This is a genomic window from Blautia sp. BCRC 81119 (assembly GCF_003184505.1).
GTDB classification, from domain to species: domain Bacteria; phylum Bacillota; class Clostridia; order Lachnospirales; family Lachnospiraceae; genus Blautia_A; species Blautia_A fusiformis.
On the sequence record NZ_QJHD01000021.1, the window covers coordinates 1 to 12,969 of the forward strand.

The 12,969-nt window shown below is 44.9% G+C and carries 12 protein-coding genes and 2 pseudogenes; 7 read left to right on the plus strand and 7 right to left on the minus strand.

The genetic code is table 11. From position 1 onward, the window contains the following. Positions 1-322 precede the first annotated feature (322 nt). From rsmA to dnaA, 6 genes are all read right to left on the minus strand, one after another. Positions 323-1,198: a 16S rRNA (adenine(1518)-N(6)/adenine(1519)-N(6))-dimethyltransferase RsmA gene (gene rsmA / locus DMI82_RS12850; protein WP_110103552.1), complete on the minus strand. Its 876-nt coding sequence runs from the start codon at positions 1,196-1,198 to the stop codon at positions 323-325. Between the two features lie 27 nt (positions 1,199-1,225). Continuing rightward, on the minus strand, positions 1,226-4,129 hold the full coding sequence (locus tag DMI82_RS12855) for a hypothetical protein (RefSeq protein ID WP_146207160.1): 2,904 nt from the start codon (positions 4,127-4,129) through the stop codon (positions 1,226-1,228). 55 nt (positions 4,130-4,184) lie between these two features. Next, a complete protein-coding gene (gene recF, locus DMI82_RS12860) occupies positions 4,185-5,276 on the minus strand; it encodes a DNA replication/repair protein RecF (protein WP_059086514.1) in 1,092 nt (363 codons plus the stop codon). 4 nt (positions 5,277-5,280) lie between these two features. Further along, positions 5,281-5,487, minus strand: a complete 207-nt coding sequence (locus DMI82_RS12865) for an RNA-binding S4 domain-containing protein (RefSeq protein ID WP_021650164.1) — start codon at positions 5,485-5,487, stop codon at positions 5,281-5,283. 392 nt (positions 5,488-5,879) lie between these two features. Then, entirely contained in the window at positions 5,880-6,995 is a 1,116-nt protein-coding gene (dnaN, locus tag DMI82_RS12870; RefSeq protein ID WP_015526556.1) for a DNA polymerase III subunit beta, read from the minus strand. Between the two features lie 277 nt (positions 6,996-7,272). After that, positions 7,273-8,640, minus strand: coding sequence for a chromosomal replication initiator protein DnaA (gene dnaA / locus DMI82_RS12875; protein WP_015526555.1), 1,368 nt, complete (start codon positions 8,638-8,640; stop codon positions 7,273-7,275). Positions 8,641-8,806: 166 nt separating this feature from the next. Between dnaA and DMI82_RS19660 the strand changes: the two genes are divergently transcribed. From DMI82_RS19660 to jag, 6 genes are all read left to right on the plus strand, one after another. Continuing rightward, positions 8,807-9,007: a hypothetical protein gene (locus DMI82_RS19660; protein ID WP_146207161.1), complete on the plus strand. Its 201-nt coding sequence runs from the start codon at positions 8,807-8,809 to the stop codon at positions 9,005-9,007. Positions 9,008-9,212: 205 nt separating this feature from the next. Further along, complete coding sequence (rpmH, locus tag DMI82_RS12880) at positions 9,213-9,347, plus strand: 50S ribosomal protein L34 (protein ID WP_005423866.1); 135 nt, start codon at positions 9,213-9,215, stop codon at positions 9,345-9,347. Between the two features lie 82 nt (positions 9,348-9,429). Then, the gene (rnpA, locus tag DMI82_RS12885; RefSeq protein ID WP_110103554.1) at positions 9,430-9,792 is read left to right on the plus strand and encodes a ribonuclease P protein component; all 363 of its coding nucleotides are present in this window, start codon (positions 9,430-9,432) and stop codon (positions 9,790-9,792) included. After that, positions 9,770-9,982: a membrane protein insertion efficiency factor YidD gene (gene yidD, locus DMI82_RS12890; RefSeq protein WP_092072376.1), complete on the plus strand. Its 213-nt coding sequence runs from the start codon at positions 9,770-9,772 to the stop codon at positions 9,980-9,982. Before rnpA ends, yidD begins: the two co-directional genes overlap by 23 nt. A 140-nt stretch (positions 9,983-10,122) precedes the next feature. Next, positions 10,123-11,439, plus strand: coding sequence for a membrane protein insertase YidC (yidC, locus tag DMI82_RS12895; protein WP_227588498.1), 1,317 nt, complete (start codon positions 10,123-10,125; stop codon positions 11,437-11,439). A 21-nt stretch (positions 11,440-11,460) separates the two neighbouring features. After that, positions 11,461-12,468: an RNA-binding cell elongation regulator Jag/EloR gene (jag, locus tag DMI82_RS12900; protein ID WP_110103555.1), complete on the plus strand. Its 1,008-nt coding sequence runs from the start codon at positions 11,461-11,463 to the stop codon at positions 12,466-12,468. Between the two features lie 119 nt (positions 12,469-12,587). Here jag and DMI82_RS20705 read toward each other — a convergent pair. Then, positions 12,588-12,779, minus strand: a pseudogene (locus DMI82_RS20705) (DUF6783 domain-containing protein). Here DMI82_RS20705 and DMI82_RS20710 point away from each other — a divergent pair. Continuing rightward, positions 12,717-12,854: pseudogene (locus tag DMI82_RS20710) on the plus strand (DUF6783 domain-containing protein); the annotation flags it as partial. The pseudogenes DMI82_RS20705 and DMI82_RS20710 sit on opposite strands and share 63 nt — an antisense overlap. Positions 12,855-12,969: the final 115 nt, after the last annotated feature.

The window sequence follows — 12,969 nt, forward strand, 5'->3', positions numbered from 1 at the left end:
ATTCAGCTGGAAAAGTATCGTTATCTTTTTCAATGCGCAAAGGAAAGCAATGATTTTGATTCATTTATGAAATTCGCAGTGTAGTTTTGTGCAATTTTTCAAATTTGCTCATTTATAGTTTTAAACAAACTTTCCTAACATCTCATCAGTAAAATAAAAAATGTAAATTTTTCATTACTTACTTATGTCTGACACCTCAGACATAACCTCCTTTCTATGACAAATATATAGATCCGGACAGGAAACCTCTCCAACATTCCCGTCCGGAAACGCAAAAAGAACCCGGAACAGCTGCCCGGGCTCTTTTTGCGTTTATCATATATTAATTTTTCTCATCATAAATACAGTTGGCAAGCATCGCAAACTGCTCCAGCGTCAGCGCCTCACCCCTGATGTTCAGCGGAAGACCACACCTGTTGAACACATCCTCGATCTCCTCCTTACTCAGGGAAAAATCTCCGGAATTTCTGATCCCGTTCACAAGCGTCTTTCTCCTCTGGTTAAAAGATGCACGGATCAGACGGAACATAAGCCCCTCATCCTTCACATCCACCGGCGGCTTCTCATAACGCGTCAGCTTGATCACCGCACTTCCAACCTTCGGCCGCGGCATAAAACAGTTCGGCGGTACATTCGCAACGATCTCCGGCTTCGCATAATACTGCACAGCCAGGGAAAGAGCACCGTAATCCTTGGTACCGGGACCAACCTGCATACGGTCTGCAACCTCCTTCTGCACCATGACAGTGATCGAATCCACAGGAACATTCTTCTCAAAAAGCCCCATGATGATCGGAGTCGTAATGTAATACGGCAGATTCGCAACCACCTTCACAGGCTTACCGCCGTTTTTCTCATCTGCGATCTTTTTGATATCCGTTTTCAGGATATCGTTATTGATCACGGAAACATTATCCCAGTCCTTCAACGTATCCTTAAGGATCGGGATCAGCGAACTGTCGATCTCCACAGCAGCCACCTCTCTGGCAGCCTCCGCAAGATACTGGGTCATAGTTCCGATACCCGGACCGATCTCCAGTATAAAATCATCCTTCGTGATACCCGAAGACTCAATGATCTTTTCCAGAACATGCTCGTCGATCAGAAAATTCTGACCAAACCTTTTCTGGAAAACAAAATGATACTTTTGAAGGACTTCAATGGTATATTTCGGGTTACCAAGATAAGGTCTGGCCATATTTTTTACCTCTGCTTTTTCTTATTTTCAGCTGAAATCCTTTTCAAAAAGTACCGTGTAGCCATCACGGTCCACACGCTTCTTGGAACGCTTGAACAATCCGCTCTGAGCTCTCTCCATAGCCTTATCCAGCATGGTCTTCACAGTACCGATACACATCGGCTGATCCTCCTTCTGGTTGATCCCGATCAGATTATACAGAGCAAGCATGCCCATCTGGTCGATACGGAATCCATTCTCCATGGTATAGACCTTAGCGAAATTAACAAGTTCATCGTTTGTAAATACAGGAATGTTGATCATGGATGTAAACTTCTTCGCAAGCTTCGGATATCTTGCGATCAGCTTACGCATACCGATCTTTTCATCCTCCAGGATCACGATCATTCCCTTAGTGTTTCCGGTCATAGCTTCCTCAAGCTCATCTGCTGTTTCCTGGGAAAGCTGGTTTGCATCCTCGATAACAAGGAAACCGCCGGCAAGCTTGGATACGATCTCCGGAATATCCTTTCCGTTGAGATCATCCGCAAATATATAGGCAACCTTGGAAGCCTCGATATTCAGCTCTTTACAGATTGCCGGGATCAGACTTGAGATCAGTCTCGTCTTACCTGTTTCTCTGCCGCCCATAACGATCACATTTCCGGTCTGGGAGGTCTTGTCTGCTGCGCCCATCTGCACATCGCAGAGTACATCAAGCAGCTGTTCCTTCATTCCGGGAACTGTAACAAAATAGGTGAAAAGCTGTTTCTCTTCATCTGTGAGCTCTTTCTTTCTGGAAACGATCTTTGTAGGATCCTTTTCCGGATGGATCGTAGCGATAAATTTCTCAAGCTGCTCTTCCTCGCTGAGCTCCTCTTCCTCATCGTCCTCTTCCATGGCTTCATCAGAATCATCACCGATGAGACTGCTGATAAAATCATCCTCATTCTCGTCATCCTCATCCTGGAAGTCAAAGGCGTCATCACTGTATTCTTCTTCCTCATCAAGAAGATTTTCCTCTTCCGCTGAAGCCACCGGTTCCTCATGATGAAGCTTCGCTGAAGGCTCTGCTGCCGCCTTCTGCACCTGCTCCTCAGATTCCAGTGAAGGAATCTCCGGAAGCACATCCTCTTCTTCCACCGGCTTCTGTACTCCTGACGGACCATTCAGAAACTCTGCTTCTGCAGCCTGAAGATCCTCCTCAGTAACCGGCTCCTCATCTTCATCAAATACGATATCCGGAAGTCTGGTATCGGAAGTCTCCGTTACCTCTTCCTCCTGCTGAGCGGAGATCTGCGCCATGATATCCTCGATATCTGCCGCATCCGGCTCCTCCGGAACAAATTCATCAGCCGCAATATCCAGATCCTCAATACCTGCCGGCTCTTCCGTTACGTCGGACTGCTGGACATCCGGAGATTTCTCTTCCTCCGGGATATCGATTCCCTGCTGTGTAGCTGCTGCCAGAATAGTATCCTCCAGGTTGAAGTCCTTATCTTTATCCTTCCCGGACCTGTCACCTACAGATGCCGCAATATCCTCGATATTTCCGAAAATTCCGGACGCATCCGGGATCTCCGCGGAACTGCTTGCATTCTCCGGGTCCACATTGATCATGGACTTCGGGATCTTCAGCTCCGGCATACGGATCGTTGCGGAAAAATCAGGCTTGCCTTCCTCATTGAGCGGAACCCCTGCAGGCTTCTCCTCACTTTCCTCATTTCCGGCAGCCTTCTCCTTCATGATCTCTGCAACACTCTGGGACAAAGACATCTCTGTAGCTTTCTCAGCCTCAGCTTCTTCCGCTTCCTGATAAGCCTCTTCTTCCTCTTTATCCTGCTGTTCCTGAGCCTGCAGCTTCATACTTCCGGATGACAGGTTCTCAACACCGGATGCCAGCGGGATCTCATCCGCTTCCTGTCCGGAAAACTCATCCTGCTCTTCAGAAGGCTCATCCGAAGCTTCCTCGCTTCCTTCTGCCGCTTCGATCTCCTCAGAATCTGTAAACTCCTCTGACGGTTCTGCTGCCGCAGCAGTCTCAGCCTCCGGCGCTTCCGCCTGTTCCGTCACATCCTCAGAGCCTGTGGAAACCTCATCCTGCTCTTCATCCTGCGCAGCTTCTTTTTCCTCCATATCCTCTTCCGCAGATTTCTTATGTCCGCCAAAGATATCACGGAATCCCTTGGAAAGCTTCTCCTGGAATGTCTCCGCACTGTTCAGATCCCGCTCATCATCTACCTGGATGGTATCTGTGACCGGTTTTGCCTCCTCATACTCGCCGGATGCTTCCTTGCTCTCCCTGATCTCCTGCGCCTTTTCCGGCGGGATCAGCTTCGGGATAAAACGCTGTTCGTATTTCTCTTTCTCTTCGCCAGTGAGAACACCCATCCGCTGTTTCAGGTCAAGGGCCTTCATCACATAAGTTCCGTCATTGAACCAAAGGATCATCTCATTGCAGAGATCCAGGCACTTCTGCTTGTCTCCTGCCTTGTAATAGAGCTTGGCCAGCTCATAGGACCAGCGCTCCGTAAATTCCTTCTCCTTATATTCCTCAAGAATACGGATCTGTTCATTCAGAGATGCATTCTTCGCTCTGGCGATCTTATATTTCAGTATATACTGGCTGTTATCATTACCTGCCACTTCTCTGTATTCATCAAAGAATTCTGTGGCTTCACTGATCTGTCCCATTTTCAGAGAAACCTCGATCAGACGGTAAAGTATGTTCTTGCCGATCGGCGCTCTGTGGTAGGCAAGAAGAAAAATTTCCTTGCTCTCTTCATAGCGCTTGTTGGCCGCGTAGATCTCGCCCACTACACAAAGGGTACGGACGTTTTTCACACGACGCCAGTCAATGCTGTCCACAATCTGCATGGCGCCTTTGTAATCCTGGGTCTCGACCAGCTTATTGATCTGTCCCAGCTTAACGCGAAACTCCTCTTTATCCAAAATATTCACCAACTTTCCATAATCAGAATCAGTTTACCATATGCATACGGGCTTGTCAAAACCCTTTAGGCATATAAACATGCCCCTTTACCACCTGAAAAACCCTGTTGATCTTGAACTGATGGCTGACAAAATCATCCAGTCCTGTACAGGTGATCAGAGTCTGTATATCGTGGATACTTTCCAGCAGATATGTCTGCCTGCTGCTATCCAGCTCCGAAAGAACATCATCCAGCAGAAGCACCGGTGTATCCCGGATTTTTTTCTTCACCAGATAGATCTCCGAAAGCTTCAGGGAAAGGGCCGCAGTCCTCTGCTGCCCCTGGGAACCATACCTCCGGATGTCGATCCCGTTGACCTTTACGCAGAAATCATCTCTGTGCGGTCCCACGGAGGTCAGCTTCATCCGAAGATCCCGCTCCCGGTTCCGGGCAAGCTTATCCTCAAACTCTGCCGCCGTCACACTTGGCTCGTACAGGATCTCCAGCTCCTCGATCCCGCCGGTAAGGCCTTTATGAAGCCCCCTTGCGATCTCGTTAAGCTCCTCCACAAAGGCTTCCCGCTTCCCGATGATCTTCTTTCCGTAATCGACCATCTGCATATCCCAGACATCCAGGGTACTTTTCAGCCCGGGGTTCATATAACAGTCTTTGAGAAGACGGTTTCTCTGGTTCACGATGTGATTGTAGCCGGCCAGCTCCGTGATATAAACACCATCCAGCTGACAAAGCTCCGAATCCAGAAAACGTCTTCTCTCTCCCGGTCCATTCTTGATAATATTAAGATCCTCCGGAGAAAAAAACACCAGATTCACCACCCCCAGCAGCTCCCTTGCCTTGCGGATCGGCAGCCCGTTGATGGCAACTCCCTTTGCTTTGTTTTTCCGGAGGTGCATGTCTATTTTGTATGAAAGATCGCCCTTCTTCACCATCATTCGGATATGGGATTCCTCATTCTCAAAGCGGATCATCTCCCGGTCCTTGCTTCCCTTGTGGGATTTGCTGGTACCTGCCAGATAAACCGCCTCCAGGATATTGGTCTTTCCCTGGGCATTGTCGCCGTAGAGAATATTGGTGCCCTGATCAAAATTCATCTCCAGCGACTCATAATTCCTGAAATTATTCAGTCTGATGGATTCAATGTACATTCCTTCACCCGATCACATAAATATCTTTTCCATCGTAGGAAATGGTATCTCCAGGATGGATCTTGCGGCCACGGCGGTTCTCCACCTCACCGTTCACCAGTACCAGACCATCATTGATGGCATATTTCGCCTCAACGCCGTCCTCCACAACACCGGCCAGCTTCAGCGCCTGACCAAGCTTGATAAATTCGTCTTTAATTCTGATCTCCAATTTTTTCTCCTCTTATCTCCGGGGTATTTTCTCCGTCAGATCGATCTTTTCTGATCTTCTGGCGGTATTTAAAATCCCCAAAATACAAATTTCACCGGAAGGCGGTAATTTAAATACCCCCTTCCAGCAGTTTACGCATAAAACAATTTTCAGAACACGATCGCATTCCCATGCACAATCGGTCAAAAACGGTCACACATTTTTAGTGTATCCGTTTATATCAATCCTGATATCTGCCGTCAGGCTGTACGTGCCCTACGGACACTTACATATCCTGACTGCCGAGCTCAATTCTGTTCACAGCTTCAAGCATGTGCGTCTCACACGTACACTCACATTCCCGAAGCTGCTGCGTACATCTCTTGCCCCTTATTCCTTATATTTCCCAGGTCTTATCTGGCCTGATTCTGATTGATGTTTACAGGAAGGATCAGGTAAGTATAGTTCTCCTCATCGTCACGGATAAAGCATGGTGCCTTCGGATTTACAAGATAGATCGTCACGGTTTCATCATCAATAACACGAAGCGCATCGATCAGGAATTTCGGGTTGAAGCCGATCATGATATCCTTACCCTCTTTTTCAATATCGATCTCTTCATTCATGGAACCCATTGCAGAATCAATGCGCAGCTCCATATCATCGTCCGTGATGTTGATGATGATCGGTTTTTTATCAACCTCACGTACCAGAAGTGTGGCACGGTCGATACAATCCAGGAACTCTTTTTTGTTGATCTTCAGTTTTGTCTCATAATCACTGGATAGCATCTGGTCAATTCTGAAATATTCTCCCTCGATCAGTCTGGAAACTACCATAGTCTGATCAAATTCAAATAAAATATGGTTTTTTGTAAAGTAAATGCTGACCTGATCATCCACTTCTCCGGAAAGGATCTTGCTGACCTCGCTTAAAGTTTTGCCCGGAACTACCACCTTACGGTCAGAATAATCTTTCTTAAGGGACATTTTGCGGATAGAGATACGATGTCCGTCCAGAGAAACTACCTTCAGACAGTTATTTTTGATCTCAAAAAGTTCACCGGTCATAAGCTTATTGTTTTCATTTACAGCAATCGAAAAAATAGTCTGGCGGATCATTTCTTTCAGTGTGTACTGAGAGATCGTCAGCGGTTCATCCTTCTCGATCATCGGTAAATAAGCAAAATCTTCTCCTGATTTTCCAGGGATATTGAATTTTGCTTTTTCACAGGTAATGGTTGCTGCATATTTATCATCGGTCTTAATGGTAACATCATTATCCGGAAGTCGTCTGATGATTTCATAGAAGATTTTTGCATCAAGAGCAACTTTACCTTTTTCTTCAATAGTACCCTCAACGATGGTTTCAATTCCCAGCTCCATATCGTTGGTGGTAAATTTGATCTGGTTTGTGGTTGCATCCATGAGAATACATTCCAGGATTGGCATTGTGGTTTTTGATGGAACTGCTTTGAGTGCGATACTTACACTTTTTAACAGACTTGATTTGGAGCAGATGATTTTCATAGTGTGTATAACTCCCTTTCTGAACAATTTGTGGTTTTTATAAATATATTTATAGAAAAAATCCGCAGTAACCGCCGTAGGGGGCCAGATTTTGTGAAAAACTCCCGCAGGCCTGATGTTTTCAGGGGTTTTCCGTTGGGATAACTTTGTGTAAAAGTGGTATTTTCGCATGTGAATAACCCGGGGATAAAATTACCGCCGCGTTTTGGCAAAAAAGTTGTACACATCTCTCCACATACAATCAACACGTTATACACCAGTAATGTGGAAAACTTCCCTAACCTTGTGGATTAATCTTCTTTTTCAATATATCAATGGTATTTTTTAAGTTATCGTCGTTCTGCAATTCGTTTTCGATCTTTTCAATACCGTGCATAACGGTGGTATGGTCACGGTTTCCGAGCGCTTTTCCGATATTTTTCAAAGGTGTGGATATGATCTCACGGCAGAGATACATGGAAACCTGGCGGGGCATGACGATCTTGGAGTTTCGTTTGTTTCCGCTTAAGTCCGCAGGTGTGACTCCGTAATGCTCTGCAACAACGGAGATGATGTATTCCGGTGTGATCACTTTTTTCTCATCCGGAGAAATAATATCCTTCAGTGCCTGCTCTGCCAGCTCCAGAGTTACTTCCTTTTTCTCAAGCTTGGCTCCGGCCATGACCTTGTTGAAGGCACCTTCCAGCTCACGGATATTGGATTTGATATTGGTAGCGATATATTTGATAACATCTTCACTGATGTTGTAGCCGTTCATTTCTTCATTTTTATGAAGGATCGCCATTCGGGTTTCGTAATCAGGCAGCGTGATATCTGCGATCAGACCCCACTCGAACCGGGAACGGAAGCGCTCTTCCAGGATTTCCATATCCTTCGGTGGTTTATCAGAGGATATGATGATCTGCTTTTTGGCACTGTGAAGACTGTTAAATGTATGGAAAAATTCCTCCTGTGTGGATTCTTTTCCTATAATAAACTGAATATCATCGACAAGAAGAACGTCGATATTTCTGTATTTTTCACGGAATTTGCTCATTGCCGTGTTATTTCCGTTTCGGATGGTTTCGATCAGCTCGTTGGTAAATTCCTCACTGGTTACATACAAAACACGGCTGTTTTCGTCGTGTTCCAGAATGAAATGAGCGATGGAATGCATAAGATGCGTCTTACCAAGACCGGCTCCGCCATAGATAAACAGTGGATTGTAGGTATCTCCCGGTGATTCAGCAACTGCAAGAGCTGCGGCCTGGGCGAATTTGTTATTACTTCCTACAACGAAGGTGTCGAAGGTGTATTTTGGATTTAAATGCGCCTCTTCGTAACGTGTATCCTGAACCTGTTTATCATAAGAAGTGTTTTTTTCTGTTTTTTTGGGGAGATCTTTTTCCAGAACGAAGCGAACCTCGCATTCTTCCATGCCTGTCAGTACACAGATAGTAACCTGGAGGGGTATTTTGTAGCGTTTACTGATGTAATTGACTCCGATCGCTGCCTGTTCAGAGGGAACAACCACTGTTATCAGCTTTCCGTCAACCTCATAAACTTTCAGCGGCTTGAGCCAGGTATTAAAAGGGACATCAGTCACCTCATATTCAGATTTGACAGTTTGCAGGATCTCCTCCCATTTTTCAATAACAGCGTCCATTTTTTCCTCCCATGAGTATTATAATAACCCCAGTCTGCGACTGGAGATAGATATCCTTTTATATATTACAATGAAAATGGGGTTTTCGCAATGGAAAATCCTTGAGATTTTGGGGAAAAGAATGTGGATAATGTGAGGAAATTACTGTGGATTAGGGTGGATTATTGTGGATAAGAGTCCTGGAGGTTTCCATAAGTCGAGAATTGGTGGAAAATGTGGAAGAATTATGTGTATAAAAAAATCCACCTTAAAAATACCGCAAATAAAGGGTTTTTTTGAAAACGATGTGAACAAACCCTCCGAAAAAGTGGATAGATTTCTGGTCAATCCACAAGTTATCCACAAGTTATCCACAAAATGTGGATAATGTTACGTAAACCATAAGCGCTTTCCACATAAGAGAAAAAAATAAATACCGTAAGGTGGGGGTATTTTATAGAACCCTTGATTTTATCGGGTTTTTTGCAATTTTTACTTGACGAAAAGGAGGTTTATTTATATAATTGAAACGATGTTCTGAATGATAAGTTATTTCATAACAATTAAAAATAGATAAAGGAGGTGCTTTACCTATGAAGATGACATTTCAGCCAAAAAAGAGATCCAGAGCTAAAGTTCACGGCTTCAGAGCTCGCATGAGCACAAAGGGCGGACGTAAAGTATTAGCTGCAAGAAGATTAAAAGGAAGAAAACAGTTATCAGCATAAGCTGCAAGACCGCATTTATGTGGTCTTTTCTTCTATCCGGAGAAATATCCGCGCAGGCGGAATCTAATTAAGGAGGATTCGTTTGATCAGATCAGAGTCCTTAAAGAAAAATCAAGATTTTAAAGTTGTATATCAGAACGGAACATCGTACGCAAATCGGCTTCTGGTGATGTACGTGCTGAAGAATCAGCACATGAAGAATCGTCTGGGAATATCAGTAAGCAAAAAAGTAGGGAACAGTGTGGTTCGCCACAGACTCACCAGATTGATCAGAGAAAGCTATCGTCTCAACGAAACAGATTTTGACAGTAACCTTGATATTGTAGTAGTAGCGAGAGCCTCAGCCAAGGGCAAGAGCTTTCACGAGATCGAGAGTGCTTTTCTGCATCTTGCAAGAAAGCATCATATAACAGGGAATGAACATGATAAAGAAATTTCTGATTAAGATGATAAGGCTCTATCAAAAATATATATCGCCGATGAAGAGAACGAAATGTCCTTATATTCCCACATGTTCTCAATATGGTTTGGAAGCAATCGAAAAATATGGCGCATTTAAGGGCAGTCTTCTTGCGGTATGGAGGATATTGCGATGCAATCCTTTTTCCCACGGAGGCTATGACCCTGTGCCATGAATTATTTTGTGACTGTTCAGCCTTTTCCCGGGCAGAGCAGTTATCGGAATTTGTAACTGTTCAGTACCTCCGCAGTTAGTGGACGAATGAATAGTTACCGGACTTTTACAATTGAATAAGAAGTCTAGGAGGAAATGAATTTGGAACTGTTTTTAGCAACAAAAACCGGAACTCCTATTATCGGACAGATCGCGTCTGTGATGGGATGGATCATGGATGGCATATATAAGATGCTTGACGGCCTGTTCGGAATCCAGAACATTGGTCTTTGTATCATTATCTTCAGTATTCTTATCTTTGCCTTTATGACACCGCTGCAGATCAAGCAGCAGAAATTCTCCAAGTTAAGTGCGATCATGCAGCCTGAGATCCAGAAGATCCAGAAGAAATATCAGGGTAAAAAGGATCAGGCCTCTATGATGAAAATGAACGAAGAAACCCAGGCTGTTTATCAGAAATATGGTGTTTCTCCAACCGGTAGCTGTGTACAGTTAGCCATTCAGATGCCTATTCTGTTTGCTCTGTATCAGGTTATCTACCGGATTCCTGCTTACGTTGGAAGTGTAAAGAACATTTTTACTGGTGTAGTTGACAACCTGCTAGCTGTAAACGGATACACAGATATCTTGCAGCAGTTTATCACAGACCATTCCATGACACGAGTGCGTCTCGTTATGGATAGTGCCGGAAATGCTACAAGTAACTCGATTGTTGATTTTCTGTATGCACTTTCTCCTTCCCAGTGGAAAGAGCTGGCACAGATGAATCAGTTTTCAGGATTTTCTGATGCGATCACAAAAGCATCCGGCAATATTTCCAAGATGCAGGGCTTCTGTGGCCTGAATATCGCAGACCAGCCGCTGTACTATATCATGGAATTCTTCAAAAATCATGGTTCTCTGTTACTTGCGATCGTAGCACTTCTGATCCCGGTTCTTGCATGGGCAACTCAGATGCTGAACCTGAAGCTTATGCCACAGGCTGCAACACAGCCGGCAGACGGAAATGATCAGGCCAGTGCAATGGCAAACTCCATGAAAACCATGAACATGGTCATGCCTCTGATGTCTGCATTCTTCTGTTTCACATTCCCGGTTGGTCTTGGTATCTACTGGATCGCCAGTGCTGTCGTTCGAAGTGCCCAGCAGTTTGCGATCAATCGTCATCTTGATAAGATGAACATTGATGATCTGGTTAATGAGAATATGAAGAAGATCGAAGCGAAGCGTGCGAAGGAAGGACTTCCGCCGCAGAAGATCACCAATCAGGCTCATCAGTCCGCCAAGAATATCAATAAACCTGTGATCAATAAGGGCAACAGCGGAAACAATGGTGCTTCAGACAGAGCACAGAAGGTTGATACTGCTTATGAGAAGGCAAGAAGTGCAAAACCGGGCAGCATCACAGCTAAAGCAAATCTCGTAAGAGACTTTGATGAGAGAAATAAGAAGAAATAATCAGGAACGGAGGGGTTCGTAATGGAGGATTACATTCAGTTTTCAGCAAAAACAAAGAATGAAGCTATCACAAAAGCGTGTCTTGAGCTTGGAACTTCCAGTGACCAGCTTGATATTCAGGTTATCAGTGAAGGCAGCTCCGGATTCTTCGGAATCGGCAGCAAACCTGCCGTGATCAAAGTTCGCAGAATCGAGCCAGTTTCTGATATGCAGGAAATCGATGAACTGGTAGAGTCCGTGAAACTGGACGCTATCAAAGAAGAGAAGAAATTAGAAAAGCCTTTTACTCCGGATGTAAAGAAAGAATCTGCACCGAAAGCAGCTCCTGCAGAGGAGAAGAAGCCGGTGAAGAAAGAAGCTGTACAGGTGGAGAAGACATCCGAAGAAGCACCTGCAAAGGCAGCAGCACCAAAGGAAAGACCTGCAAGGGATTTCCAGGGCAAAGCAAAGCCTGCACGTGAGAAACAGCCAAGAGCTCCAAAGGAGCGTCAGCCGAAGGAAACACGTGAGAGAGCACCGAAGCAGGGCAGACCGATAGAGATCCTCAGCGATCCGGAGAAGATCAGAGAGGTTGAGGAGAGAGCAGTCGTATTTCTTCGTGACGTATTCGGCTCCATGGATCTTGGAGAAGTGGAGATCACATCGAAATACAACACTGCAGACGGTTCTCTGGATGTGGATTTTGAAGGTGAGGATATGGGTATCCTCATCGGAAAAAGAGGCCAGACACTGGATTCTCTTCAGTATCTGACAAGCCTTGTGGTAAACAAAGGCGAGTCTACCTACATTCGTGTAAAACTCGATACCGAGGACTACAGACGCCGTCGTAAGGAAACTCTGGAGAACCTTGCAAGGGGAATCGCCTTCAAGGTAAAGAAAACCAGAAAACCGGTAGTTCTGGAACCGATGAATCCGTACGAAAGAAGGATCATCCATGCATCTCTGCAGGGCAACCGCTATGTAGAGACAGTCAGTGAGGGAGAAGAACCTTACAGACATGTAGTAGTAAAACTGAAACGCAATAATTGATGATCCATCGGTAAAGCTATAAGCCGTATCCCGGAGCGTAAGCTCCGTGGGTACGGCTTTTTTGTATGGAACTGAAAATTAAAAATTATCATTGCAATCTCCGCAACAATTCTTTATAATCATTGAAGAGCAAATAACAAAAAGATATTTCTGCAGCGGACATCCGGAATGCAGAGATTAGAGCGTATTTGAAAAATCATTCCCGCAATCTGCACGCCCCACTTTGCGGTATATTTTGCCCGAATTCAGTTGCCGTAGCCCGCTACGGCGCCTTCATCCGGACAAAATCTCCCACAAATTGTGACGCACATCTTGCAGAAAGCCTTTTTCAAACACGCTCTAGCATTATAAATATGGAAACTGACAGAAGATGTTATTCTAGGTGAAAGCGTGAATAACACGTGTTTTTTGCGTGTAAAAAGCTTTTCCGGAGTAACATTTTTGCGTTTAACCGGATGCTTTTATCCGCTGGACTAGGATAAACGGCATGGCAGCGATCAG

What these genes read in the sequence shown, in the direction of transcription:
- jag (WP_110103555.1), top strand. Translation starts at nt 11,461, where the DNA reads ATGGAGGATTACATTCAGTTTTCAGCAAAAACAAAGAATGAAGCTATC.
- recF (WP_059086514.1), bottom strand. Translation starts at nt 5,276, where the DNA reads ATGTACATTGAATCCATCAGACTGAATAATTTCAGGAATTATGAGTCG.
- yidD (WP_092072376.1), top strand. Translation starts at nt 9,770, where the DNA reads ATGATAAAGAAATTTCTGATTAAGATGATAAGGCTCTATCAAAAATAT.
- rsmA (WP_110103552.1), bottom strand. Translation starts at nt 1,198, where the DNA reads ATGGCCAGACCTTATCTTGGTAACCCGAAATATACCATTGAAGTCCTT.
- dnaN (WP_015526556.1), bottom strand. Translation starts at nt 6,995, where the DNA reads ATGAAAATCATCTGCTCCAAATCAAGTCTGTTAAAAAGTGTAAGTATC.
- rpmH (WP_005423866.1), top strand. Translation starts at nt 9,213, where the DNA reads ATGAAGATGACATTTCAGCCAAAAAAGAGATCCAGAGCTAAAGTTCAC.
- dnaA (WP_015526555.1), bottom strand. Translation starts at nt 8,640, where the DNA reads ATGGACGCTGTTATTGAAAAATGGGAGGAGATCCTGCAAACTGTCAAA.